This is a genomic window from Ruegeria sp. BHSC276, assembly GCF_059612945.1.
In genome coordinates this window covers 93,502-119,015 of the sequence record NZ_JBXWRP010000006.1, presented here as the reverse complement: position 1 = coordinate 119,015, position 25,514 = coordinate 93,502, and the positions used below count along the sequence as shown (strand labels likewise).

Annotated in this window: 23 protein-coding genes; 5 read left to right on the top strand and 18 right to left on the bottom strand. The window is 63.8% G+C overall.

Features of this window, described 5'->3' with window-relative positions; translation table 11 throughout:
* Nucleotides 1-34: 34 nt before the first annotated feature.
* Genes AC2FMD_RS11420 through AC2FMD_RS11405 form a run of 4 tightly spaced genes read right to left on the bottom strand, consistent with a single transcriptional unit; the run spans nucleotide 35 to nucleotide 3,801 of the window.
* Nucleotides 35-655, bottom strand: a complete 621-nt coding sequence (locus AC2FMD_RS11420; RefSeq protein ID WP_496712647.1) for an ImuA family protein — start codon at nucleotides 653-655, stop codon at nucleotides 35-37.
* Between the two features lie 51 nt (nucleotides 656-706).
* Entirely contained in the window at nucleotides 707-1,288 is a 582-nt protein-coding gene (locus tag AC2FMD_RS11415; protein WP_496795021.1) for a retropepsin-like aspartic protease family protein, read from the bottom strand.
* A gap of 42 nt (nucleotides 1,289-1,330) precedes the next feature.
* Nucleotides 1,331-1,951, bottom strand: a complete 621-nt coding sequence (locus tag AC2FMD_RS11410; RefSeq protein ID WP_496743317.1) for a MarC family protein — start codon at nucleotides 1,949-1,951, stop codon at nucleotides 1,331-1,333.
* Nucleotides 1,948-3,801: an ABC-F family ATP-binding cassette domain-containing protein gene (locus AC2FMD_RS11405; protein WP_496795020.1), complete on the bottom strand. Its 1,854-nt coding sequence runs from the start codon at nucleotides 3,799-3,801 to the stop codon at nucleotides 1,948-1,950. The genes AC2FMD_RS11410 and AC2FMD_RS11405 overlap by 4 nt, the downstream gene beginning before the upstream one ends.
* A 142-nt stretch (nucleotides 3,802-3,943) precedes the next feature.
* On the opposite strand from AC2FMD_RS11405, the gene ndk reads away from it, so the two are divergent.
* Nucleotides 3,944-4,366 (top strand): nucleoside-diphosphate kinase, encoded by a 423-nt coding sequence (gene ndk / locus AC2FMD_RS11400; RefSeq protein ID WP_496680898.1) that lies wholly within the window; start codon nucleotides 3,944-3,946, stop codon nucleotides 4,364-4,366.
* Nucleotides 4,367-4,433: 67 nt separating this feature from the next.
* Here the strand turns inward: ndk and AC2FMD_RS11395 are convergent, their stop codons facing one another.
* Nucleotides 4,434-4,784: a TfoX/Sxy family protein gene (locus tag AC2FMD_RS11395; protein WP_496680895.1), complete on the bottom strand. Its 351-nt coding sequence runs from the start codon at nucleotides 4,782-4,784 to the stop codon at nucleotides 4,434-4,436.
* Between the two features lie 98 nt (nucleotides 4,785-4,882).
* Between AC2FMD_RS11395 and AC2FMD_RS11390 the strand changes: the two genes are divergently transcribed.
* Nucleotides 4,883-6,106: a cytochrome P450 gene (locus AC2FMD_RS11390; protein ID WP_496743313.1), complete on the top strand. Its 1,224-nt coding sequence runs from the start codon at nucleotides 4,883-4,885 to the stop codon at nucleotides 6,104-6,106.
* A 25-nt stretch (nucleotides 6,107-6,131) separates the two neighbouring features.
* On the opposite strand, the gene AC2FMD_RS11385 is transcribed toward AC2FMD_RS11390, so the two are convergent.
* From AC2FMD_RS11385 to AC2FMD_RS11345, 9 genes are all read right to left on the bottom strand, one after another.
* On the bottom strand, nucleotides 6,132-7,499 hold the full coding sequence (locus tag AC2FMD_RS11385; RefSeq protein WP_496743312.1) for a sensor histidine kinase: 1,368 nt from the start codon (nucleotides 7,497-7,499) through the stop codon (nucleotides 6,132-6,134).
* The gene (locus AC2FMD_RS11380) at nucleotides 7,486-8,172 is read right to left on the bottom strand and encodes a response regulator transcription factor (protein ID WP_496712658.1); all 687 of its coding nucleotides are present in this window, start codon (nucleotides 8,170-8,172) and stop codon (nucleotides 7,486-7,488) included. The genes AC2FMD_RS11385 and AC2FMD_RS11380 overlap by 14 nt, the downstream gene beginning before the upstream one ends.
* Nucleotides 8,173-8,336: 164 nt before the next feature.
* Complete coding sequence (locus tag AC2FMD_RS11375) at nucleotides 8,337-9,764, bottom strand: DegQ family serine endoprotease (RefSeq protein WP_496795019.1); 1,428 nt, start codon at nucleotides 9,762-9,764, stop codon at nucleotides 8,337-8,339.
* Between the two features lie 742 nt (nucleotides 9,765-10,506).
* Complete coding sequence (locus AC2FMD_RS11370; protein ID WP_496795018.1) at nucleotides 10,507-11,112, bottom strand: nucleotidyltransferase family protein; 606 nt, start codon at nucleotides 11,110-11,112, stop codon at nucleotides 10,507-10,509.
* A 31-nt stretch (nucleotides 11,113-11,143) separates the two neighbouring features.
* Nucleotides 11,144-13,561, bottom strand: a complete 2,418-nt coding sequence (locus AC2FMD_RS11365) for a GcvT family protein (protein WP_496795017.1) — start codon at nucleotides 13,559-13,561, stop codon at nucleotides 11,144-11,146.
* A gap of 94 nt (nucleotides 13,562-13,655) precedes the next feature.
* Nucleotides 13,656-14,963 (bottom strand): HlyC/CorC family transporter, encoded by a 1,308-nt coding sequence (locus tag AC2FMD_RS11360; RefSeq protein ID WP_496743302.1) that lies wholly within the window; start codon nucleotides 14,961-14,963, stop codon nucleotides 13,656-13,658.
* Between the two features lie 68 nt (nucleotides 14,964-15,031).
* A complete protein-coding gene (locus tag AC2FMD_RS11355; protein ID WP_496743301.1) occupies nucleotides 15,032-15,982 on the bottom strand; it encodes a tyrosine recombinase in 951 nt (316 codons plus the stop codon).
* Nucleotides 15,983-15,984: 2 nt separating this feature from the next.
* Nucleotides 15,985-17,511 (bottom strand): hypothetical protein, encoded by a 1,527-nt coding sequence (locus AC2FMD_RS11350; protein WP_496743299.1) that lies wholly within the window; start codon nucleotides 17,509-17,511, stop codon nucleotides 15,985-15,987.
* Entirely contained in the window at nucleotides 17,501-17,650 is a 150-nt protein-coding gene (locus tag AC2FMD_RS11345) for a hypothetical protein (RefSeq protein WP_496687157.1), read from the bottom strand. Before AC2FMD_RS11345 ends, AC2FMD_RS11350 begins: the two co-directional genes overlap by 11 nt.
* Nucleotides 17,651-17,729: 79 nt before the next feature.
* On the opposite strand from AC2FMD_RS11345, the gene AC2FMD_RS11340 reads away from it, so the two are divergent.
* Together AC2FMD_RS11340 and aroB are read left to right on the top strand one after the other, a co-directional pair.
* Nucleotides 17,730-18,317 carry a shikimate kinase gene (locus AC2FMD_RS11340; protein ID WP_496680868.1) on the top strand — a complete coding sequence of 196 codons (588 nt, stop codon included), beginning with the start codon at nucleotides 17,730-17,732 and terminating at the stop codon, nucleotides 18,315-18,317.
* A complete protein-coding gene (aroB, locus tag AC2FMD_RS11335; RefSeq protein WP_496743298.1) occupies nucleotides 18,318-19,430 on the top strand; it encodes a 3-dehydroquinate synthase in 1,113 nt (370 codons plus the stop codon).
* 5 nt (nucleotides 19,431-19,435) lie between these two features.
* Here the strand turns inward: aroB and AC2FMD_RS11330 are convergent, their stop codons facing one another.
* Together AC2FMD_RS11330 and ssb are read right to left on the bottom strand one after the other, a co-directional pair.
* Nucleotides 19,436-20,506, bottom strand: coding sequence for a site-2 protease family protein (locus tag AC2FMD_RS11330; RefSeq protein ID WP_496680864.1), 1,071 nt, complete (start codon nucleotides 20,504-20,506; stop codon nucleotides 19,436-19,438).
* Nucleotides 20,507-20,523: 17 nt separating this feature from the next.
* A complete protein-coding gene (gene ssb / locus AC2FMD_RS11325; RefSeq protein WP_496680861.1) occupies nucleotides 20,524-21,006 on the bottom strand; it encodes a single-stranded DNA-binding protein in 483 nt (160 codons plus the stop codon).
* 204 nt (nucleotides 21,007-21,210) lie between these two features.
* On the opposite strand from ssb, the gene AC2FMD_RS11320 reads away from it, so the two are divergent.
* On the top strand, nucleotides 21,211-21,789 hold the full coding sequence (locus tag AC2FMD_RS11320; RefSeq protein ID WP_496743296.1) for a lytic transglycosylase domain-containing protein: 579 nt from the start codon (nucleotides 21,211-21,213) through the stop codon (nucleotides 21,787-21,789).
* A gap of 72 nt (nucleotides 21,790-21,861) precedes the next feature.
* Here AC2FMD_RS11320 and AC2FMD_RS11315 read toward each other — a convergent pair whose 3' ends face one another.
* Together AC2FMD_RS11315 and AC2FMD_RS11310 are read right to left on the bottom strand one after the other, a co-directional pair.
* A complete protein-coding gene (locus tag AC2FMD_RS11315) occupies nucleotides 21,862-23,949 on the bottom strand; it encodes a dipeptide ABC transporter ATP-binding protein (RefSeq protein WP_496795016.1) in 2,088 nt (695 codons plus the stop codon).
* Between the two features lie 93 nt (nucleotides 23,950-24,042).
* A complete protein-coding gene (locus AC2FMD_RS11310) occupies nucleotides 24,043-25,506 on the bottom strand; it encodes an ABC transporter permease (protein ID WP_496741382.1) in 1,464 nt (487 codons plus the stop codon).
* Nucleotides 25,507-25,514 lie beyond the last annotated feature (8 nt).

Here is a 25,514-nt window from a genome sequence, read left to right as displayed (position 1 = left end):
CCAGTCACAACTTGCCTGTTCCGGGTCCGGTCGGTCAGGCGCAGGTTTCCTCGGCGCCGATCCGTTGCAGGTGCAGCCCGGCGCGCGGCGCGGTCTGGGTGGCGTGCCAACTGACCGGGGGCAGGGCGCGGGCGCGGCGGCGGGTCAGGGTCCAGCGGCGGGTCTGGCCCGTGTGCGCCGGGGCCATGTGCCAGCGTGTCTCGATCCCCTGCGCGCCGCCCTCGCCCGGGGTCAGCAGCAGGCCCAGCGGGGCCTGACCCATCGTGCCCCCCTGTTCGGCGGCCAGATGCATCCGTCGCACCGGCGTCAGACCCGGTGCCCCCGGCAGATCGCCGATCACCAACGGCACCGCCCCGCTGCGCAGTGCCTCTTCGATGCACCACAGCAGGTCCTCGGCCCGGGTGGGGCGGACGAATAGGAACCGGGCGGGATCGGCAAAGGTCATCATGCCGTCGGGGTTCAGCTGATCGGCCTCCCACGCGGGCGAGATCCACAGAACCGGCCCCTGCGCCTGACCGGCCAACCACATGGCAAAGCTGCGCCGCGCGGGGCCGCAGGCCTCGTGCACGCGGGCCAGTTGCAGCGAAATCTCATCATGCAGGGTCAGCCCCGGCGCCGCGCGCGCCGGTTTGCGGCCAAGAAGATGCGTGGACATGGCCGAATGCTAGCATGTTCCTGATTTGTTCTCAAGCCCGAAGGCCGCTATTCAGCGCGATAGGATCATCCGACCGTCGGCAAACTGGATGTTGGAAAAATGCTGCAGATAGTCCATGCCCAGCAGGGATTGGTCCATGTCGCCCTCGTTGACCCAGGCCGACACGTTGCGATCCGCGATGGGGCCCAATTCGAGGCTATCCAGCCGCACAGGGGCGGTGCGCACCAGGCCATTGGCCGTGGCCGCGCGGCCCACGAAATTCATACTGTCCGGATCGATCCCCAAGCGTTTCGCGTCACGGGGGCTCAGCACGATCTGGCTGGCGCCGGTATCCACCAAGAAGGTGACCGGTTTGCCGTTCACCAGCATCGGCAGATAGTAGTGCCCGTCAAACGATCGCGGCACCTCGATCACGTTTCCGGCCACGGCCAGTTGCGGCGTGGTGCCCACGGTCGAACGGATGTCATCCCAAAGGCCCACCACGGCGATGACGCCGATGAAGATGAAGACCCATGCCATGACCATCTGCAGGGTCTTGCCCAGCGACTGGCGGTTCTGGGTGAACAACCACAGCAGCAGCGCCCCGCCGAGCAGAGCCAGATAGGTCAGCCGTCCAAGATCATAACCATCCATCAGCACACCCAAAACCGCTTCATACCCTCGGAATATGGGGGGTCAGGCGGCAAAACCAAAGGCCTTGAGACCATCCAGGATGAACTGTACCGACAGCGCCGCAAGCAACATGCCCAGCAACCGCGTCAGCACGGTCAGCCCAGTCTTGCCGAGAATGCGCGCGATCAGGCCGCTGGACAGGAAGAACAGCAAGACAACTGCCATCACGGCAAGCATCACGCCGACAGCCGCAGCGATGCCCTGAATGCCGGGGTGCTCACCGGCCAGCAGGATGATCGTTGCGATCGATCCGGGCCCGGCCACCAGCGGAATGGCCAGCGGAAAGACTGAGGGGTCAGGGTGCTCTTCCTCTTCCGCACGGTCCTCGCGCCGTTTGTTGCGCCGCTCGAACAGCATGTCGAGCGCGGTCAGAAACAGCAATGCGCCGCCAGCGACCTTGAAAGCCTCCATCGAGATGCCGACAAAGCCGAGAACCGCCTCGCCGAAAGCGGCGAAGGCGATAAGGATGCCCGAAGCGGTCAGACACGTGCGGTAGGCGACGCGGCGACGGGTGGCTGGGTCCATTCCTTGCGTCAGCGCGACGAAGATCGGTGCGGTGCCAAAGGGGTCGATCACAACGAACAAGGTTGTGAATGCGGTAATGAAGAACGCCATTTCGATCATGCGGCAGCCTCGGCGCTTTCGAGCCGTTCGGCGGCGGCAACCCACAGCGCTTCGGCGCGCTGTATGGCCTCGACCACCTCGGCAAACTTGCGGTTCCAGGTTTCCAGATCACCGATCCGGTCATCTTCGTACAAGGCTGGGTCGGACAGTTTGGCCGAGAGCTTTTCGTGCATCTCGGTCAGCCTCTCCAGCCGTTCCTCGCATTTCCGCAGGTCGGCCCGCAACGCCAGGATGGTATCGCGAGAGGCACGTTTGGGTTTGGCGGCCGGTTTTTCCCGCGTCGGCGGCTTGTCGCGCGCCAGCAGCATCTGGCGATAGGCTTCCAGGTCGCCGTCGAAGGGTTTGACCGTGCCGTCCGAGACCAGCCACAGCCGATCGGCCACCAGCCCCAGCAAGTGCATGTCGTGACTGACCAGAACCACAGCACCGGAATAGGCGGTCAGCGCTTCGACCAGGGCCTCGCGGCTTTCGATGTCGAGGTGGTTGGTGGGTTCGTCGAGGATCAGCATGTGCGGCGCTTCGATCGTCGCGATCAGTAGCGACAGGCGCGCTTTCTGGCCGCCTGAAAGCCGGCCCACCTCGGTTTCGGCCTGATCTGCGCCAAGGCCGAACCCCGCCAGGCGCGCGCGCAGTTGGGCCGGGGTTTCGGTCGGGCGCAGGCGCCGCAGGTGATCCAGCGGGGTTTCGTCCACATGCAGCTCGTCCACCTGATGCTGGGCGAAATACCCGATGCGCAACTTGCTGCTGCGGGTCATCTTGCCCGCCATCAGCGGCAGCCGGTCCGATAGCAGCTTGGACAAGGTCGATTTGCCTTGCCCGTTCTTTCCCAACAGAGCGATCCGGTCGTCTTGATCGATGCGCAGGTTCAGGCGGCGCAGCACCTCGGTATCGCCATAGCCGGTCACGCCGCCCTCGATCTGGATAATCGGCGGCGACAGTTCCTCGGGTTCGGGGAATGAAAAGGCGCGCAAGGCGGCCTCTTGCGGGGTCGAGATCAACTGGATGCGTTCAATCATCTTCAGCCGCGATTGTGCCTGAACGGCCTTGGACGCCTTGTAGCGGAACCGGTCAACGAAGCTCTGCAAATGGGCGATGCGGGCCTTGGCTTTGGCGTTTTGGGCTTCGGCCTGGGCCAGACGTTCGGCACGGCGGGCAGCGAACTTGTCATAGGGGACCGCGTAATAGGTCAACTGGCGGTCTTCCAGATGCAGGATCGAGCCGACCGCCCGGTTCAGCAGGCCCCGGTCGTGGCTGATGACGATCACCGTATGCGGATATTTCGCCAGATAGCTTTCCAGCCACAGCGCGCCTTCAAGGTCCAGATAGTTGGTTGGTTCGTCCAGCAGCAGCAGGTCGGGCCGGGAAAACAGCACGGCGGCCAGCGCGACACGCATCCGCCAGCCGCCGGAAAAGGCCGAGCAGGGCATCTGTTGCTCGTCATCGTCAAAGCCGAGGCCCTTGAGGATCGACGAGGCGCGGGCCTCGGCCGACCAGGCGTCGATATCGGCCAGCCGGGTCTGGATCTCGGCGATGCGGGTCGGATCGCTTGCGGTTTCGGCCTCGGCCATCAGGGTGGTCCGTTCGGTATCGGCTGCCAGGACCGTGTCGATCAGCGATACGTTTGACGACGGAACCTCTTGCGAAACACCGCTGATCCGCGCGCGGCGGGGCAGGGTGATGCTGCCCGATTCCAGCGCCAGCTCGCCCCGGATCAGGCGGAACAGCGTGGTCTTGCCTGTGCCGTTGCGGCCGACCAGACCGACCTTGTGGCCTTCTGGAATGGTGGCGCTGGCGCCCTCGAACAGGGGGCGGCCCTCGACCGCATAGGTGATGTTTTCGATCCGTAGCATGAGTGCGGTGTGGCGCAGGGCTCGGGAAGTGTCAATTGCGTGCTCAACAAGAGGCTTTCCAACCGCTGCGGTCCATGTTAGGCGGCGCGCGGTATATTCCGGCGCGGATCAGTTCGCGCCGTCAGATTAAGGAGACGCCCGCATGGCACTGGAACGCACTTTCTCGATCATCAAGCCCGACGCAACCCGCCGCAACCTGACCGGCAAGATCAACGCCAAGCTGGAAGAAGCCGGCCTGCGCATCATCGCGCAGAAGCGCATCCACATGACCAAGGAACAGGCCGGCAAGTTCTACGAAGTCCACAAGGACCGTCCGTTCTATGACGAGCTGTGCGAATTCATGTCGTCGGCTCCGGTTGTGGTGCAGGTTCTGGAAGGCGAGAACGCCATCGCCAAGAACCGCGAAGTCATGGGCGCCACCAACCCGGCAGACGCGGCCCCCGGCACCATCCGCGCTGAGTTCGCGGAATCGGTGGGTGAAAACTCGGTCCACGGTTCGGACGCACCGGAAACTGCTGCCGTCGAGATCGCCTATTTCTTCTCGGGCATCGAGCTGGTCGGCTAAGCCGTCAGTCATTTGACATCGAAGAGGGTCGCGCCCGCTGCCGGATGCGGCCCTTTTTCGTGCCGCGTCAGCCCTCGGGCGTAAGGTCAGAGGCCGAGACGCGCACGCCGACGGCGTCCAACTCGGCGACTAGTTTCGAGACGGGCGCCGTTTTCGCGCCGGCCTTGATGCGGTCGAACCTTGCGCGCAGCGCCTTTTTCTCGTCGCCCTTGCAATCGTTCCATGGGCGGCCCTGCAATCCCATGACCAGAACGTAGTAGCCGATGAAATGCGGGCGGGTTCCGGCCTCGATCAGCCTTGCATAAACAGCATCGGCGCCCAGTTCGCGCAGTTCCTCGGCCGAGTGGATACCGGCGCGGGCGCAGGCCTGTTCAAAGGCGGGACCGAGATTGCGGATCGAGGACACGGGGCTGGGCATGGCGTCTGTCTAGCGGCGGTCGGTGGCGATGTCACGCTTGTCCGAGGTCTCGGCCTGGGATACCCAAGGCGGGGGAACATACGGCAGGGGAGGACGGAATGAACGCATTGGATGTGGCACAGGCGGCGCGGACACTTGATCTGACCGATCCGCCAGAGGGCTTCGTCGAAAATCCGTTTCCGTTCTACGACGCGCTGCTGGCCCATGCGCCGGTTCTGCCGCAGCCGGACGGGTCGGTTTTGTTGAGCCGTCATCGGGATCTGGACCGGATTTATCGCGACACCAAGCTGTATTCGTCGGACAAGAAGGCTGCGTTTGGCCCGAAATTTGGCGTGGGATCCCCTCTGTTCGAGCATCACACGACCTCGCTGGTGTTTTCCGATCCGCCTTTGCATACGCGGGTGCGCAAGATCATGACATCGGCGCTGACCCCGCGGGCGATTGCCCGGATGGAGCCGGGTCTGATCGAGACGGTGGATCATCTGCTGGACGCAATGGCCGGAAAACCCAAGGTCGATCTGATCGAGGATTTCGCTTCGACCATTCCGATCCAAATCATCGGCAACCTGCTGGACGTTCCGATGGAAGAGCGCGGTCCGCTGCGCGACTGGTCGCTGTCCATTCTGGGCGCGCTGGAGCCGGCGCTGACCGAGGAACAGCTGGCGCGGGGCCATGCGGCGGTCGAGGAGTTCAAAGCCTATCTGACCGACCTCGTCGCGCGGCGGCGGGCGGCGCCGGGCGATCCCGAGACTGACGTGCTGACCCGGCTGATCCGGGGCGAGGGGGCGGACGAAAAACTCAGCGAAACCGAGCTTTTGCAGAACTGCATCTTCATCCTGAATGCGGGGCACGAGACCACGACGAACCTGATCGGCAACGGTCTGGCGCTTCTGAACGACCACTCGGAGCAGAAACAGCGCCTGCTGGACGACCCCGAGCTGATCACGCCAGCGGTCGAGGAAATCCTGCGCTTTCGCTCGCCCAACCAGTTCGGAAACCGCGAGACCACCGAGGATATCGAATTGGACGGGCTGGCGCTTCCGGCGGGCACCAACCTGCACCTGTGCATCGGCGCGGCGAACCGCGACCCAAAGGTGTTCGACGACCCGACGCGGTTCGACATCACGCGCAAGCCAAACCGGCACCTGGCCTTTGCAGGTGGGCCGCATGTTTGCGTCGGGCTGACGCTGGCGCGGATGGAAGGGCGCATCGCCATCGGACGACTGCTGGCGCGGTTCCCTGGCTACCGCCTGTTGGACGGGCGGGTGCGGGGCGGGCGGATCCGGTTCCGCGGATACGCCTCGCTGCCCGCGGAGTTGTAGGCGGGGTCCTTGGAGGCGCGGCGGATCAGGATTTCGACAGGTTCAGCGTGACTTCCAGCCCCGGATCGGCGTTGCGGGCGCTGAAAGTGCCGCCATGCATCCGCGCGATGGCCGCCACCAGCGCCAGCCCCAGGCCCGAGTTGCGGCTGCTGCGGGCCGGGTCCAGCGTGACGAAGGGCTGGTCCAGCCGGCCCAGATCGGGTTCAGGCACGCCGGGACCCATGTCGCGGACGCTCAGCCTAGCGTGCCTGTCGAGGTCTCCCAACTCCACCGTGATGCTGGTGCCCTCGGGCGCGTAGCGCAGGGCGTTTTCCAGCAGGTTGGACAGCGCCTGAGACAGAAGCGGCCGGTGGCCGAGGATGGGGGGCGCGGTGCCGGTCAGGCTGATTTCAACGCCCTGATCCGCGGCGACGGGTTCATAGAGCTCGACCACGTCCGCAGCCAGTTGACCAAGATCGACCTGTTCGAACTGCTCGCGGCCCAGCCCGGCCTCGGCCCGCGAAATCTCGGTCAGTTGCCCCAGGACCCGAAGAATATGGTCGATCTCGGCCGTGGCGCGGGCGGTGTCGGCCTCGCGTTCGCTGTCGTTTCGCTGGCTGTCGCCCAGCGCCTCGACCCGCTGCCGGAGCCGCGACAGCGGCGACCGCAGATCATGGGCGATGGAGTTGGACGTGGTCCGCAAATTGTTCACCAGGTCCTCGATCCGGTCCAGCATGGCGTTGAGCATGGCCGAAACCTGATCGAACTCGTCGCCGGTGCCGCGCTGAGGCATTCTCTGCGTCAGGTCGCCCGACATGATGGAATCGGCCGTATCGGCGATGTCCCGCAGCCGGGAAAAAACCAGCCGGGTCAGTAGCCAGCCCGTCAGGATACTCAGCGCCAGGGCGGCCCCCAGCGCCAGCGCGACCGATTGGAACAGAACCCTGTCGAACTGTTGCCGGGCCAGCGCATCGCGGCCCACCAACAAACGCTCGCCGCCGCGCAGGCGGATGGATGCGGCCGAGACCGGAACCATCTCATTCGTCTCGGTTTTTCGCAATTCCAGTTCGGTCCAGCCGCTGCCCGGCGTCACGCCCTCGGGCCAACGGGCAAGATTGCCCGCAAGGACATTGCCGAACCGGTCGGTCAGCAGATACAGCGCATCGCGCTCTGACGCCGAGGGCAGGCGGCGCTCGATGGCCGTCATCAGCCCGATCAGACCGCGCCGTTCGTATTCGTCGGCCAGCCCGGTCAGTTCGGCCGACACGACCGAGCGTGTCTCGCCGTCGATTGTCCGGGTCGCCGTCACATAGACCAGCGCCAGCACCGTCGCGGTCAGCAGCGCGCTGAGCACCATGCTGAGGAGCACCAGCCGGGTGCGGGAATTGTGAAACGAAAATCTAAGCCGTGCCATCGGACATCATGTATCCCGCGCCGCGCACGGTTTCGATCAGGGGTGTCTCGCCGGGATCGTCCAACTGTTTGCGCAGTTTCGAGATATGCACGTCGACAACGTTGGTGTTGGGGTCGAAATGATAGTCCCAGACGCCTTCCAAGAGCATCGTGCGCGACACCACCCGGTTCTTGCGCCGCAAGAAGAACTCGAGAATCTGGAATTCGCGCGGGGTCAGGGTGATCTCGCGCCCGTTGCGGGTCACCTTGCGGGTCAGAAGGTTCATCTCGAGGTCGCGGCACCTGAGGGTCGGGGTCTCTTCGGATTCCTGCGGGCGGCGCAGCAGCGCCTCGATCCGGGCATGGAGTTCCTGGAACGAGAACGGCTTGACCAGATAGTCGTCGGCGCCGGCGCGCAGGCCCTTGACCCGCTCGTCCACCGCGCTCATGGCGGTCAGCATCAGAACGGGGGTCTTGATCCCGGCTGCGCGCAGCGATTTCACCAGCGCCAGCCCGTCCAGTTCGGGCAGCATCCGGTCCAGGACGATTGCGTCGAACCCGCCATCGGTAGCGTGATACAGCCCGTCGCGCCCGTTGGTGGCGGTTTCGATGGCATAGCCTTCCTCGGCAAACCCCTTGGCGATGAATTCCCGCGTGTCCCCGTCGTCTTCAACGATCAACAAACGTCTGCTCATGGTCGGATATCCTTTTGCTCGGGATATAAGCATGTGGGGCCGTCAAAGAATACTGCCGGGCGCGGAAATCGCACCCGGCAGCCCCGTCGCACGCGGACATGACGTGCGGGCGGGGGGATGCGCGCGCCGATATCCCCATCATGCGGCGCGCGCGGGGACAAGCGTCAGGCCACCTCGACGGCAACGAAGATCTGGTTGCCACCTCGATTGATCAGCACCAGCGCCGGGCCGTCCTTCTGATCGCTCAGAGCCTTCTTCAGATCCTGGGGCGTGTCGATCTCGGCGCGGCCCAGCCGGACGATGACGTCACCGCGGCGCAGACCGGCCTCTGCGGCGGGGCTGTCGGGCTGCAGTGCCGTGACAACCACGCCGTGCACGGTTTCCGGCACGCCCATCTCGGCGCGCGTGGTGTCGGTCAGCGGTGCGACGGTCACGCCCAGCGTCTTGCCGGCCACCTTGTCGGGCGCCGCAGCGGCGGTTTCGGTCTGGTGCTGGCCGATGGTGACGTTCAGCGTCTCGGTCTTGCCGTTGCGCAGTACGGTCAGCTTGCTGTCGGTGCCGATGGCTGTGGCGCCAACCAGGACCGGCAATTCGCTGCTGTTGTCGACCTGTTCGCCGTCGAATGCGACGATCACGTCACCCTGCTGAAGCACGCCGTCGGCCGGGCTGCCGGGAACCACGTCCGAGACCAACGCACCAGTGGTGCCCTCTATCCCCATGGCGGCGGCCAGTTCAGGGCTGATATTCTGGATCGAGACCCCCAGCCAGCCGCGGCTGATCTGCCCGTCGTCGCGCAGGTCCTGAGCGATGTGTTCAACGATGTTTGACGTCACGGCAAAGCCCAGCCCGACCGAGCCGCCCGTGGGCGAATAGATGGCCGAGTTCACGCCGATGACTTCGCCTTCCATGTTGAACAGCGGGCCGCCCGAGTTGCCCTTGTTGATTGCTGCGTCGGTCTGGATGAATTCAGCATAGGGGCCATCCGAGATGTTGCGCCCCTTGGCCGAGACGATGCCCGTGGTGACAGTCGAACTAAGCCCGAAGGGGTTGCCGATGGCCACCACATCTTCACCCACGCGGATTTCGTCGCTGTCGCCCAGCGGCACTGCGGTCAGAGGGGTATCGGCTTCGATTTTCAGCAGCGCGAGGTCGGTCAGCGGGTCGGTCCCGATGATCTCGGCTTCATAGCTGCGGTCGTCATGCAAGCGCACCGTGACCTTGCTGGCGCCCTCAACGACGTGGTTGTTGGTAATGATATAGCCATCAGCATCCATGACAAAGCCGGAGCCCAGCCCCTGACTGGGGCCCTGCCGCGGAATGTCCATGCCTTCGGGGGCACCGAAACGCTTGAAGAATTCGCCAAAAGGATGCCCTTCGAAATCGAAATTGGGGCTGCCGGCCGGCATCGGGGCGGCGTCCTGCGTCGCGATGATGGTCACGACGGCGGGCGATACGGATTCGACCAGATCGGCCACCCGCTCGTCGGCCAGGGACGGGATCGCGGTCCCGGCCAGCAGGGCGGCGCTCAGAGCGGCCGCGCCAAACAGGCGGGGTGTACGGAAAGCGTTCAAGAGGGGCTTGCGGGTATTCATGTCTCGACTGTGCTCCTTGGATTCGTCGCAGAGGATCATTTCTTTGACGGAAAGATGGAGGACGGCCCTGTGGGTTTTCTGACCTGATGGTTAAATTTTCTTAATTCTGCCATTTTCTTGCGGTCTATGCCCGACGAGCGCAGGCGGTTTTCCGGGATTCGATTCTGCGCGAATCGTCGGATTGTTGCCGAAAAGGGCGCTAATTGTAAAAAAGTGTTGCATTGATCACTCAGAGGCTACAACGGCGACGAGGCCGGAGTTATGAGTTGGATAGTCTCGCTTAGGTTGTATGCCTTTGAAAACGTCGCTCAGTATCTGATGTCATTCAGTACACTATTTTTAATCCCGCTCCCGTGACAGAACGATTGCACGCGCTGGTAATTCGGCCGATCAAATTCCGCAACTCTGCCATGGGTAGAACATGGCCGAGATTCATACTGTGCGGGCGCTACGTCAAATTGAACCTTGTTGGGCGTTGCGACGAATTTTTGATTGTTTTGAAGCGAATGATCGGTGACGATGAAACTGTCCAAAAAGGGGGCCTGACAGACATCAAGGGGGTGTCTTCAGGCAGATCTCGATTACCGGGAATGCCAGTGGCATGTTAACGAGGGGGTCTTGTTTCAGTTCTGCAGAGCCACGTCCGTTCATCTTCTGATGCGTCGGGCGCGTTTCCGGAAAAGGTGAAAGTGGTAGTCCTGCATTTTGGGCAACCGGCCCGATCTGAAAAGATCGGGCCGTGTTATTTTGTGGCCTGCCGACTGTTCCGCCAGGCGGCCCAGTCCAGGGGCGTGTCCAGATCGCGGGTGGCATGGGTCCCCGGCAGGGGTTCGATATGGACTTTGTCGCGATGGGCCCTGACGACACTCTGCGCGCCGGAATCTCCGGTCAATGAACGCAGCTGCGGAAACAAAGATGATGCGAAGACCACCGGGTGTCCGGGGGTGCCGTCGCTTGCCGATCCGCGCCAGATCATGCAGTCCGGGTTTTCGCTAACCGAGCGCAGCACCTTTGCCAGATCGTCGACCGTCAAGTCCGGCAGGTCGGCCAGCAAGATCATCGCGGCGTCGGCTGTATCGGGTACGTGATTCAGGGCCGCGCGCAAGCTTGCGTTCATGCCTTCCTCTGCGTCGGTGACCGGAACCACGCGCACATCCAGTCCGGCCAGCGCGTCGTGGCGTGGGTGCGGGGCCGGGGGCAGAGCCACGATGACCGGGGCCACGGCCCGCGCGATTTCCGCCGTCCGGCGCAGCAGGGGCTGGCTGTCTATTTCCTGCATCAGCTTATCGGCCCCCCCCATGCGGCTGGATCGGCCAGCGGCAAGGAGGATGATGGGAATGGTATTCATGCCGCCACCATGGCGTGTGGCGCGGGCATTGTCACCCGCGCATGCGCGCGCCATCCGCGTCGAAGGGCGGGGTCGAGATCACGCGGGCCTTGCGCATCTGGCCTAGGATCTCGATTTTCACCTGCAGGCCGTCAGAGATGCGGTCGGTGGGCAGGAAGCCCATCGCGATCGACTTGCCTGTGTGGTGCGAGTAACCGCCCGAGGTGCAGAAGCCCACGACCTTGCCGTCCAGCCAGATCGGTTCATAGGCGTTCACGTCGGCGTCGTCGGCGTCGACCTCGAAGGCCACCAACCTGCGCGCGGAGCCGGTCGCACGTTCCGCCTCGGCAGCGGCGCGACCGATGAAATCGGCGGGTTTGTTGAAGGCGATGAAACGGTCCAGCCCGGTTTCGGCCGCCGTGTAGTCGGGCGAGAACTCGCGCATCCACGAGCCGAAGAACTTGTCGAGCCGCAGGCTCATCATCGCGCGCATGCCGAAGGGGGTGATGCCGTGCGGTTGCCCGGCCTGCCACAGCGTCCACCACAGCTGGCGCTGCGCCATCGGATCGCAGTAGATCTCGAACCCCAGGTCGCCGGTATAGCTGACACGCTGCACGATACAATCGGTCATGCCGACGACCATCCGCCGCACGTCCATGAAGCGCATGTCGCTGATATCGGCGCGGGTGCAGGCGGCCAGAACCTCGCGGGCCTTGGGGCCGGCGATCTGGAAGCCGTTGCGTTTGTCGCTGATATTTTCGACGGTTACGCCGTCTTCCTGATGTATCTGGAACCAGCGCATGTGGAAGTTCTGCGCGCCGTATGAGGCGGTGAGCTGAAATTCCTCCTCACCCAGACAGGAAACCGTGAAGTCGCCGATCAGCTTGCCCTTGGGCGACAGCATTGGGGTCAGCGACAGGCGGCCCGGCTTGGGGATGCGACCCGCCATGATCAGATCCAGCCAGTTGCGGGCACGGGGGCCGGTGACTAGGTATTTACCGAAATTGTGCACCTCGTTGATGCCGACGCCCTCGCGCACGGCGCGCACTTCGCGGCCGGTTGCCGCGAAGGCGTCCGAGCGGCGGAAGGAGGGGGTTTCATAGGTGGGCTCGCCCTCTTGCGCGAAGTAGTTTGGCACTTCCAGACCGTATTGCTGGCCCCAGACCGCGCCCAGATCGCTGAAGATGTCATACATCGGCGTGGTGCGGTTGGGCCGAGCGGCGGGCAGTTCCTCGTTCGGGTAGGCGACCGAGAAACGCTTCTGATAATTCTCAATCACCTTGGGGCGGGTGTAGCCCGGGGTGATCCAGTCGCCGAACCGGGCCACGTCCATGGCAAAGACGTCGCGCTCGGGCTCGCCCTCGATCATCCACTGCGCCAGCGTCAGACCGACGCCGCCGCCCTGGCTGAACCCGGCCATCACACCGCAGGCCGACCAGTAGTTGCGCACGCCCGGCACCGGCCCGACCAGCGGGTTACCGTCGGGGGCAAAAGTGAACGGGCCGTGGATCACAGATTTCACCCCGGCCTCGGCCAGAACCGGGAAACGGCGATAGGCAAATTCGATACTGTCGGTGATCTTGTCGAAATCGTCGGGCAGCAGTTCGTGGCCGAAATCCCAAGGGGTGCCGTCCACGGCCCAGGGCTTGCAGGGTTGTTCGTAGAAGCCGATGCACAGGCCGCGCCCCTCTTGCCGCAGATAGCTCTCGCCGGCCGGGTCCATGACGTGCGGATGCTCGCCTCCCGCGTCGATGATCGCCTCGATCTGAGGGATGTTGTCGGTGACGAGGTATTGATGCTCCATCGGGTGCAGCGGGAAGTAGATGCCCGCCATCGCGCCCACCTCGCGCGCCCACAGGCCGCCGGCGTTGACGATATGCTCGGCGTGGATGGTGCCCTTGTCGGTGACCACGTCCCATGTGCCGTCGGGGCGCTGGTTGGTTTCGCGCACCATGCAGTGGGTCTCGATGGTGGCACCGCCCATTCGTGCGGCCTTGGCATAGGCATGGGTCGTGCCCGAGGGATCAAGGTGGCCGTCCAGCGGATCATACAGCGCGCCGATGATGCCGTCGGTGTTGGTGATGGGGGCGATCTTCTTGATCTCGTCCGGTCCGACGATCTCGGTCTCCAGCCCCATGAAGCGATGCTTGGCGCGCTCGGCCAGCAGCATGTCGAACCGGTCCTGGTTGTCGGCTAGCGTGATGCCGCCCACATGGTGCAGCCCGCAGGACATGCCGGTGATCTCTTCCAACTCCTTGTACAGCCGGATGGTATAGCCTTGCAGCGCGGCCATGTTGGTGTCGCCGTTCAGCGTGTGGAACCCGCCCGCCGCGTGCCAGGTCGATCCGCTGGTCAGTTCCGACCGTTCCAGCAGCATCACATCCGACCAGCCCAGCTTGGTCAGGTGATACAGCACCGAACACCCGACAACTCCACCGCCGATCACGGCAACCTGACACGTCGATTTCATCCGCACCTCCTTGCGTCTGGCCCGAAGGTGCAGGGGCGCCGCGACGGTATCTGTCACGAAAACGACCGAGTTTGTCGTTTCCGCCGGCCGTCCGTCAGAGCGGCCGCACCTTCAACCAGGTGATCCGGTTGCCCTCGCGTTCGACGACCTCGAACCGGAAGCCGTGGAACGAGAACACCTGACCAACGGTCGGGATCATCTGCGCCTCATGGATCACCAGCCCGGCAATTGTGTTGGCCTCGTCATCGGGCAGGTTCCAGTCCATCGCACGGTTCAGGTCGCGGATGGTCATCGAGCCTTCGACCAGGTACTGACCGTCTTCGGTGCGCGTAATCGTCACATCTTCGTCCACGTCGAACTCGTCCGCGATCTCGCCCACGATTTCTTCGAGGATGTCCTCGAGCGTGATCAGCCCCTGAAGCGATCCGTATTCATCGACCACCAGCGCAAAATGGCTGTGCATGCGCAGAAATTCCCGCATTTGGTCGTCCAGAGTGGTGGTTTCCGGCACGAAATACGGGGCGTTGGCCACTTTGAGGATGTCGAATGACTTCAGTCGCTCGGCACCGCCCTCGCCGCCGCCGGCCTGCGCGTACATGGCGCGGAACAGGTCTTTGGCATGCACGACACCCACGATGTTTTCGGGCTGGCCGCGGAACACCGGCAGGCGCGTGTGACGGCTTTCGAGACACTGTTTCAGGATCGCTTCGGGGTCGGCATCGGCGTCGATCATCTCGATATTCGAGCGGTGCAGCATGATTTCCTCGACCGTGCGGTCGCCGAGGTCAAGCGCCCCCAGGATGCGATCGCGGTCCTCTTTTTCGACGACGCCTTCGGAATGGCCCAGTTGCAGGGCGCCGGCGATCTCTTCACGCACGGCAAGGATGTGGCTGTCCGGGTCGATCCGTACACCGAACAAACGCAATACCCCGCGCACCAGCAGGCGTACGGCGGCCACCACCGGCGAAAACACCGTAACGACAACACCGATCACCGGGGCGACCGCAGCGGCGGCCTTTTCGGCATTGGTGATCGCATAGGTCTTGGGAAGAACTTCGGCAAAGATCAGAACCAGCAGGGTCATGACCAGCGTAGCCAGCGCCACGCCGCTTTCGCCGAACAGCCGCGTGAACAGAGCCGTCGCCAACGAGGCCGCAAGGATATTCACCAGGTTGTTGCCCAGCAGGACCGACCCGATCAGCCGTTCGTTGTCGTCGGTGATTTCCAGCGCCTTTTGCGCACCGCGCGATCCCTTGTCGGCCTGCGCGCGCAGCTTGCCCCGAGACGACGCGGTCAGCGCCGTTTCCGAGCCAGAGAAGAAGCCGGACAGCACAAGCAGGAACAGGATCGAGACGGTGGTGATCCAGAAGGCGCTGTCGAAAAGGGAAGGGTCAGGGTCCATCGTTCCACTATGATTGTTGTCGCGCCTTGGTTATGGGGTCGCGGGGGCATGCGATCAAGGGGAAGCCCCTAGTCCTCGGTGTCGTTCCTGGCAAGGGGGTGATGTTGCAACACCAATTCCGACAGCCGCTCGTCCAGAACATGCGTGTAGATCTCGGTCGTGGCCACGTCGGCATGGCCCAGCAGGGTCTGGATCGAACGCAGGTCGGCCCCGTTGGCCAGAAGATGCGTGGCAAAGGCGTGCCGCAGCGTGTGCGGGGTGACCTTGTCGGGGGACACACCGCCTTGAACCGCCAATTCCTTGACCAGCAGGAAGAACCTGTGTCGGGTCAGGTGCCCGGACTTGCCGCGCGACGGAAACAGAAAGCGTGACCTCTGTCCGCCTTTGGCCACGGTCGCCTCCTCGGCCGCATCGCGCGCAGCCAGCCATGCGGCCAACGCATCGCGGGCCGGTGGCGACAGGGGCACCATCCGTTCCTTGCCGCCCTTGCCCAGAACCAGAAGCATCCGCGGGTCGCCACGCGCTGCGGATACGGGCAGCGAAACCAATTCGGTTACCCGCATGCCGGTGGCGTACAACAGCTCCATCAGGCATGTGTTGCGCAGCCGGTCGGCTTGGGTGCGGCCGGTCTGGCGCGCGGCCTGCAGCAGGCGGTCGACCTCGGCCACGTCCAGCGTTTTGGGCAGGCGCTTTTGCCGGCCCGGTCCCTTGATCTGGATGGCGGGGTTAGTGTCGCGCCAGCCTTCCTCGAAAGCGAAGCGGTACAGCTGTTTGATGGCGGACAGGCGGCGAGCCCGGGTCGCGCGCGACAGGCCCTCGGCATCGCAGTCGATCAGATAGGCCTCGATCCGGGTCTGGTCGGCCTGGGCAAATCCGGCGCCGTGACGGCTCAGCCATCCCGCGAAGTCCTTCAAGTCGCGCCCATAGGCCAGCAGCGTGTTGGTTGCCGCGCCCAGCTCGGCGGCCTGCGCTTCGAGAAAGGCCGAGATCCACAGCTCTGGCGTTTCAGGCCCCGGCACGGTCAGACCCCCTGCAGGATCAGCAGCTGCAGCGCCGCCCGCCGCGCGGTATCCTCGAGCCCGACCCTGCGGAAGGTTGCGATGGCGGCGGTCAAGTCCACCAGGTTGCCGCGCGCGCCCTGGGCAAAAAGCTGCATCGCTTCCAGAATCGCTTCGCCCAACCGGTTCTGATCCAGCATAGTCTGCAGGTCGGGCGGGACCGGGGCGGCCCAGGCAAAGCCTTCGGTGATCGCATCGGACAGCGGCGACGGCGACCGGGCCTGATCGGGCATCCCCCGGGCCAGCGCGGCCAGAAAAGCATTGGCAGTTGGCCCATCGGGCACGGATTGGGCTGCGTCTTCATACAGCTCGGACAGCAGCAGAATGCGCCAGCGCAGGTTCTCGGCCTCGGCGCCGGGCAGGGGGCGGAGCGCCAGGCGGTCCGCGAACAGCTCGGCAAAGGGAACCTGCAGCCCGACGGTTTCCATCTGCGCCCAGACCGCGATCAGCGCATCCGCGACGGCCTGCGGCTTGCCGCCGTCCAGCGCGGCCTCGAACCGCTGTACCGCGGCGACGCGGTCCCAGACGGCGCCCGAGGCCGCCGGGGCGCGCTCGGTATAGAGACCCAGCAGGTGGTTGGGGGTCAACGCTCCGATGCGGGTCAGGCGCTCGGCCGCCTCGATCTGGGCCTTCCAGCCGGCGACGTCGCGCAGATCGGCATTGGCAAAGGCGCGCGGCAGCGACGCGGTGGGCAGCCGTTCGCCGATGGCCTCGAACAGGCGAAAGGTCAGCGGGTCGGGGTCCTGGGGTTGCGGAAGATAGGGGGCGCCTTCGAACATCTCGGGGCTTAGAAACCGGTCGAGCAGGTCCAGCGTTTCTGTCGGCAGGATCTCGAGCGCGTGGGCGGCCTCGAGCATGAGCGCGGCCGAGGCCCAGTCACCGCGGCGTGCCTTGCAGAAAATGTGGGCGCGGTAGTCGCGGGACAGGCCGGGTTGCGCGATGAGCGCGGTACAGCTGCGGTCCTCGTCGCCGGTCAGCAAGGTCGTGTCGAACCAGCGGCGAAACCGGTCCGGTGAAGCCGCCGGCCCGGCCTGTTGCACCAGCGCCTGCGCAGGGTCGGCCGCCCCCAACTGGAACAGGCGATCCAGTCGCGCCAGCAGCAGGATGTCGGGATCCGCGCCGCCCGACGGCGCGCGGGCTTCGGTCAGCAGCAAGGTGAACATCAGCTTTTGCATGGCCGGGCTGGATTTCACCGGAACTTGCCCGATCAGTCGGGCCAGGCGGGCCGGGTCGCTTGGGCGCCACAGATCCACCGGCAGTCCCGTCACCGAGGCATCCACCAACCCCAGTGGCTGCGACAGCGCCTCGAGCGGAGTTACATGGATCTGCGGGTCCGCCACCGCATCGGCCACCGGAGGTTCGAGCATCACCGTTCCCGGTAGCAGGTCGCCCGGTTCCTTCAGCCAGTCGATCGCCGACAGCGGCTCGGTCGTCTGTGCGGCGACCTGCCCGGCCAGGGCAATCGTCACCGCCGCGGCCCTAGTCCACATTCAGGATGACCGGTTCGCTGATTTCGCTTTGCGGGGCCGAGAAATCCGCGCCGAAAAACGGCCCCAGATAGGCATAAGCTACCAGCCCGATGAAACTCAGGCAGATGAGGTACAGGAGGAGTTTGATCAGACGGCCCATGGCGAAACGCTGCCTCAAATTTTGATTTTGGCCAAGTTATAACTGGCATTTTTTCCAAGATCACGTCATTCACGGGGAAATGAGCGAAATTAAGCATAACGCATCGCCGGCATCGGTCCGGCCGGCCTATGACCTGCACAAAACGGTGGTTATGGTCGGCATGATGGGCGCTGGCAAGACGGCGGTGGGCCGGGCGCTGGCCGCGCGGCTGGGCGTGCCGTTCCTGGACAGCGATGCCGAGATCGAATCGGCAGCCAACATGACCATTCCCGAGATCTTCGAGCGCGATGGCGAGGCATTCTTTCGGGCCAAGGAAAGCCAGGTCATCGGCCGGTTGCTGGACGAGCAGAAAGGCATTCTGTCGACTGGCGGCGGCGCCTTCCTGTCCGAGGCGAACCGCAGGATGATATCAGAGCGCGGCGTGTCGGTCTGGCTGAGGGCCGATCTGGAGGTGCTGTGGAACCGCGTCCGCCACAAGGACACACGGCCGCTGCTGCGCACCCCCGATCCGCATGCGACGCTGAGCGCCTTGTACCAAGCACGCGTTCCGCTTTACCAACAGGCCGATCTGGTCGTGGACTCGGATGGCGAAACTGCGATCGAGGACATGGTGGACCGGGTCTTGGAGAAACTGGCGACGCGCCCTGACGTTCTGGAACTGAAGTAGATGCATCAAACCGTATTCGTTGATCTGGCCGAACGGTCCTATGACGTGGAAATCGGGCCGGACCTGCTGGCGCAGGCCGGGATGCGGATCAGGCCGCTGTTGCCCCGCCCGCGTGTGGCGGTACTGACGGATGAAACGGTTGCCACGCTTCATCTGGACGCGCTGCGTGCCGGGCTGGCCGCGGCCGGTGTCGAGATGACTGCCCTGGCGCTGCCGCCGGGTGAGGCAACCAAGAGTTGGCCCCATTTCGAACGCGCGGTCGAATGGCTGCTGGCCGAAAAGGTCGAGCGCCGTGATGTCGTCGTAGCCTTTGGCGGCGGGGTGATCGGCGATCTGGCCGGGTTTGCCGCTGCCGTGCTTCGCCGGGGGGTGCGGTTCGTGCAGATCCCGACCTCTCTGCTGGCGCAGGTCGACAGTTCGGTGGGCGGCAAAACCGGCATCAACGCCCCGCAAGGCAAGAACCTGATCGGCGCCTTCCACCAGCCGTCGCTGGTGCTGGCCGATACCTCGGTTCTGGGCACCTTGACGGCGCGGGATTTTCTGGCGGGCTATGGCGAGGTCGTGAAATACGGGCTGCTGGGCGATGCCGAATTCTTTGAATGGCTGGAACGCAACGGCCCCGCGTTGGCCGAGGGCGACATGGCGGCCCGGGTTCAGGCGGTGACGCGCTCGGTGCAGATGAAAGCCGACATCGTCGCGCGCGACGAGACCGAACAGGGCGACCGGGCGTTGCTGAATCTGGGCCATACCTTCTGCCACGCGCTCGAGGCCGCGACCGGCTATTCCGACCGGTTGCTGCATGGCGAGGGCGTGGCCATCGGCTGTGCCTTGGCCTTCGAACTGTCGGCGCGCCTGGGCATGTGTTCGCAGGAAGACCCCAGCCGCGTTCGGGCGCATCTGCGCGCGATGGGGATGAAGGCTGACCTCGCCGACATTCCCGGCGATTTGCCGGGGGCGGGGGCGCTGGTCGATCTGATGGCCCAGGACAAGAAGGTGGTGGACGGTCAGTTGCGGTTCATTCTGGCGCGCGGAATCGGGCAGGCCTTCGTGACTTCGGACGTGCCGCGCGATGCGGTTTTGTCCGTGCTCGAGGATGCGCTGGCGACCTGCTGACGGTCTCAGCGTCCCCGGATCACCATCAGTTCGCCGATGTTTTCGCGGGTGATGTACCCGACCATCTGCCCCGCTCTGGTGCACACGGCCACCGCCGGAGCGCCGCCGTGCAACCCGTCTAGCACTGCCTCGAGCCCGCCGGCTGGCGATACGATGGGAATCTCGGTCTCCATGACCGATGTGGCCGGTTCGGACCGGGGGTGTTCGCCGGCGAGGGCTGCGAACAACCGGTTGCGCGTCACGAAGCCCAGCAGTTGCCCGTCGGGGCCCAGCACCGGAAACTCGTGCTGGGTGGTCTGGATCACGGCCTGCGCGGCCGTACCCAGCGTGTCCTGCGGCGTCAGTGCGTGGAACTCGGTGATCATCGCGTCGCGGGCCAGAACTCGGCGCGCGATCGAGCGCATCTCGACATCCTGGCTCTCGGCATTGGCGGCGATGAAGACGAACACCGCGATCAGGACCAGGATCGGGTTTCCGGTGCTAAGCCCCAGAAAGCCGAAACCCACCGCCACGATCTGACCGGCCGAGGCAGCAGCCCGCGTGGCCTTGACCCGGTCCATCTTTAGGCACAGCAGCGCCCGGAACACCCGGCCACCATCCATCGGAAAGGCCGGGATCAGATTGAATACCGCCAAGAAAAGGTTCACATACGCCAGCCGGCTGAACAGATCGACGCGCGCCGAGTCGATATGGGCCATTACATCCATCTGAATGCCCGCACCCAGACCCACCAGCACCAGCCAGATCACGATGTTCACCGCCGGCCCGGCTAGCGCAACGGCAACTTCCTGCATGGGCTTTTCCGGCATCCGCTCCAGCCGGGCCAGCCCGCCGATCGGCAGAAGCGTGATGTCCGGCGTGCGGATGCCATAGCGGCGGGCCATCAGCGCGTGGCCGAATTCATGGGCGACCACGCAGGCAAACAGCGCCAGAACGAACAGGATGTTGTCAAATGCGGCGGGCAGGCCGCCCTCGGCATAGGCCGCGAAGCCGACCCAGGCCAACAGAATGAAGAACGTGACATGGACCCTCAGCTCCGAGCCAAGCAGACGACCGACGGCGAAGGACCATGTCATTTTCTGGCTCCGTCAGATCAGAACGGGATCTCGTCGTCGTCGATCCCGCCCGAGGCCGGGGCTGGTGAACTGCCGCCCATCGGTGCGCCATAGGGGTCTCCGTAACCGCCGGACTGGCCGCCACCGTAACCGCCGCCGCCGCCTTCTCCGCGGGCATCCAGCATGACGAGGGTCGAATTGAACCCTTGCAGAACGACCTCGGTCGAATACCGGTCCTGACCGGACTGATCCTGCCATTTGCGGGTCTGCAACTGGCCTTCGACGTAAACCTTTGACCCCTTGCGAAGGTATTGCTCGGCCACCCGGACCAGGCCCTCGTTGAAAATCGCGACCGAGTGCCACTCGGTCCGTTCGCGGCGCTCGCCCGTATTGCGGTCTTTCCAGGTTTCCGACGTGGCGATGCGCAGGTTGCAGACCTTGCCTCCGTTCTGAAACGACCGAACCTCGGGGTCACGCCCGAGATTGCCGATCAGAATGACCTTGTTGACTGAACCTGCCATGTTTTTCCTCGTATCCTGTCTTGCGGGTTGGGGCGCGAATCTCGCGCGGTGTTCACCCGAACCCTATACCCCCCGCGCGCGGGTTGGAACACGGATGATGGCGGAGCCTTAGGTTTGAATTTCCACCCGCGATTAACCAAGCTTTCATTTCGGCTTGAAATACCTATACTCATTCTGATGTCAGAACGGGCGGGATTTGCTTGAATGCGGTATGTGTTGACTGGTTTTTTGGTTGCCTTCCTTGCGCTGACTTCTGTTCCGTCGGGCGCCGATGTTCTTTCGACCAAGAACCGCAGGGATATCTTTCTCAAGCAGGCCAAGGTGCTGGACAGTCGCGCCGCCAGCCAATACCGCGACAGCGAGCGTCTCAAACCCAAATCGGCGCAGGGAAAGTTCGGCAAACGGTATGACGGCCAGTACAAGGGGCAGTATCTTGTCCTGGCGCGCCAGGCCGCCCGCATGCACAATGTCCCCGAAGAGCTGTTCCTGCGGCTGGTCCAGCAGGAAAGCGGATGGAACCCGCATGCCCGGTCCCACAAGGGCGCTTTGGGGCTGGCGCAGCTGATGCCGCAGACCGCGCGCCTGCTGGGCGTGGACCCGCACGACCCCAAGCAGAACCTTGAAGGCGGCGCGCGCTACCTGTACTGGCAGTACAAGAAATTCAGGTCATGGCGCCTTGCACTGGCCGCCTACAATGCGGGGCCGAAGGCGGTGGAAAAGCACGGCGGTATACCACCTTATGCAGAGACCCGGAACTATGTGAAGGCCATCTGGGGCGGCTGAAAACCCCATCAGTCGTGGCAATTGTTCTGGACCGTCCAGTTGACGGCCCCAACCCGTCGAAGACCGCGTACGTCATTCAGCAGCGATCTTGATGACCGGTTGCATTCTGGCAAGAATGTCCTCGGCCAGATGGCACTTGATCTGGTGCCCCTCGGACAAAGTTTTTACCGGCGGAACCTGCTGTTCGCACAGGCCCCCGGGGACTTCGGATTTCCACCGGCAGCGTGTCTGAAACGGACATCCCGGCGGCGGGTTCATCGCCGATGGAATATCCCCCTCGAGCACGATGTGCTCTTTCTCGACCGAGGTATCGGCGATCGGAACCGCGCTCAGCAATGCCTCGGTATAGGGGTGATAGGGGGGCGAGAACACCTGATCAGTGGTGCCCAGTTCGACCACATGGCCTAGATACATCACCATCACGCGGTCGCTGAGGTAGCGGACGATCGACAGGTCGTGGCTGATGAACAACAGGGTCGTCTTGTGCTCGCGCTGGATTTCCATCAGCAGGTCGGTCACCGCAGCCTGCACCGAAACATCCAGCGCCGAAACCGGCTCGTCTGCGACGACGATGCGCGCATCTCCGGCAAAGGCACGCGCGATGCCAACCCTCTGCTTCTGGCCACCCGACAGTTGTCGTGGCATCCGGTCGGCAAAGGCCCGGGGCAGCTTCACCAGATCCAGCAACTCCAGCATCCGTTGCTTGCGCTCGGCCTCGGAATTGCCGACGCCGAAGATTTCCAGCGCGCGGATGATCTGTCGCCCGACCGTCATCGACGGGTTCAGCGTGTCAAAGGGGTTCTGGAACACCATCTGGACTTCCCCGATGGTTTTCGTATCCCGCTCTTCGATCGGCAGATCTTCGATGTTGCGGTTGTCCAGCAGGATCTGCCCGTCTGTCGCCGTTTCCAGCCCCATCAGCACCTTGGCAAAGGTGGATTTGCCGCAGCCCGACTCGCCCACAATGGCCAGAGTTTCAGACTCGCGGGCCTCGAAACTCAGGGTCTCGTTGGCCTTCACCACTTTCTTCTCGCCGCCACCGAACAGCGCATTTGCGGCGACTTCATAATATTTCTTGAGGTTGTCGATCTTCAGAACGGTCTGACCGATGGGCGCTTTTTCCTTCTGCTCCGCCACGGTAACCGGGGCGTTCCAGTCGATCTCCTGGAACTTGAGGCAGCGCGTGTGGTGACGGTCATTCCCCGGCACCGGGAACATCGGGATGTCTTGCGCGTCACAACGCCCCTCTTCGAAATAGTCGCAGCGCGGTCCGAAATTACAGCCCCGCGGACGTTCATGCGGCAAGGGGAAATTGCCCGGAATCGCGACCAGCGGGCGCGCGTTCTTGTCCGCGCCGGGTAGGGGGATCGAGCGGAACAAGGCCTGCGTATAGGGGTGCTGCATCTCGTCGAACACGTCATGGATCGAGCCCCGTTCGACCGCCTCGCCGGAATACATCACGCACAAACGGTCGCAGGTCTCCAGCACCAGGCCCAGATTGTGCGAAATGAACAGCATCGAGGTGCCGTATTTCTTGCCCAGGTCCTTGACCAGTTCCACCACGGCGGCCTCAACGGTCACGTCCAGCGCGGTTGTCGGTTCGTCGAGGATCAGCAGTGCCGGTTTCGACATCAGCGCCATCGCGATCACGATGCGCTGCTGCTGGCCGCCAGAAAGTTGATGCGGAAAGCTGTTCAGCATCCGTTCGGGGTCGGGCAGGCGCACGTCGGTCACCACTTCCAGAGCGCGGGCATAGGCCTCTTCCTTGCTGACCCCTTCGTGGATCATCGGCACTTCCATCAGCTGCTTGCCGATCTTCATCGCCGGGTTCAGCGAAGCCATCGGCTCCTGATAGATCATCGCGATCTCGTTGCCGCGGATGTCGCGTAGTTCCTCGGCGCTCATCTCGCTCAGATCGCGGCCCTTGAACTTGATGGTGCCTCCAACGATGCGGCCGTTCTTGCCAAGATCCTGCATCACGCCCAGCGCAACGGTCGACTTGCCGCAGCCGGATTCCCCGACCAGCCCCACCGCCTCGCCGGGCATCACGGAAACCGAAAAATCCATCACGGCCGGAATTTCCCGTAGGCGGGTAAAGAATGAAATCGACAGTTTTTCGATTTCCAGGATTGGCCCGTCATGATCTGCAAGTTTGCTCATTTTTTCGCTCCTCGCCAAAGTCCGGTTTCCCCTTCATCTGGCTCAAAATATCCCGGGGGGTCCGGGGGGGCTGGCCCCCCGGCTGCGTTCACGTCAGTCCTTCAGGCTTTCCTCGCGCAGGCCGTCCGCCAGCAGGTTCAAGCCCAGAACCAGCGACAACAGCGCCAACGCCGGCGGCAGGGCCGGGTGCAGATAGATCGACAGCAGCTTGCGCCCTTCGTTGATGGTTGACCCCCAATCCGGGCTTTCCGGCGGCAGGCCCAGCCCAAAGAACCCCAGGGTTCCCAACAGGATGGTCGTATAGCCGATGCGCAGGCAGAAATCGACGATCAGCGGCCCGCGCGCATTGGGCAGGATTTCCCACAGCATGATGTACCAGGGACCTTCGCCGCGCGTCTGGGCGGCCGCCACATAGTCGCGCGTTTTGATGTCCATGGCCAGGCCGCGCACGATGCGGAACACCGTGGGCGAGTTGACGAAGACAACCGATACGAACACGACCAATATCCCGCCCGGAATGTCGAACAGATCCAGATAGGTCGGCAACCCCCAGATGCTGTAGGCGTCAGTGTTGATGACGTGGCCTCCGGTCGAAATCAGTGACAGGTACAGCCAGATCGCGATCCCCAGCACCCCGATCAGCAGAGGCGTTCGAAAGTTCGGGCGGGTATAGTAGCGCGAGTTCAGGAGCACCGCGATGAACAGGATCGGAAAGATGAACAGCACAGCGGCCATATAGTTCGGCACGCCGGTCGCCACGATTTCCGGGGTTACCAGCAGATAGAACAGCAGGATTACCGGAAAGGCCAGGATCAGGTTGGCGAGGAACGACAGGAACGTATCCAGGCGTCCGCCATAGTACCCCGCCGGCAGGCCCAGCGTGATGCCGACCATGAAGGCGAACATCGTGGCCAGCGGCGCGATCTGCACGACGATCCACGCGCCCTTGACCATGCGGCTGAACACATCGCGGGCCAGGTTGTCGCCGCCCAGAAGGTACCAGGCGAACTGCCCGTCCTCGGGGTTGGGCAGGGGGGTGCCGGGCACCTTGTTCTTCATCCCCGACAACTGCACCAGCGGGTCATGGGTCACGATCAGGTCGAGCGCGCCGAAAATGCCGGTGAACACCCAGAACATGACCAGGGCAAAGCCAATCATGCCGATCGGGCTGTCGAACAGCTTGCCATACAGGCCCAGCCGCCGCTTGAAGGCGACCGACATCGCGAACAGGATGATCAGCGACACCCAGACCGGCAGGAACTGCTGCGCGACGGCGCCGACGATGCCGGCTCCGGTTCCCAGGAATACGCCCAGCAGCAGATAAGCGACGACCGTCGCGATGCTGGCCAGGAAGGAATACCACAGCGCGGTTTCGACCAGGCTGCGCAGCCCGCCACCAGAACTGACGGTGCCATCCGCGTTCACGGTCACCTGGGGTTCAGGCAGCACGATACTGGCCAGGATCCAGGCCAGAACCGAGACGGCCAGTGCAACCAGAGCGATTGTCAGGATCGGGTTCAGAAAGGCGATAGAGCCAGTCCAGCTCAGAGGTTCCATGGTCTATC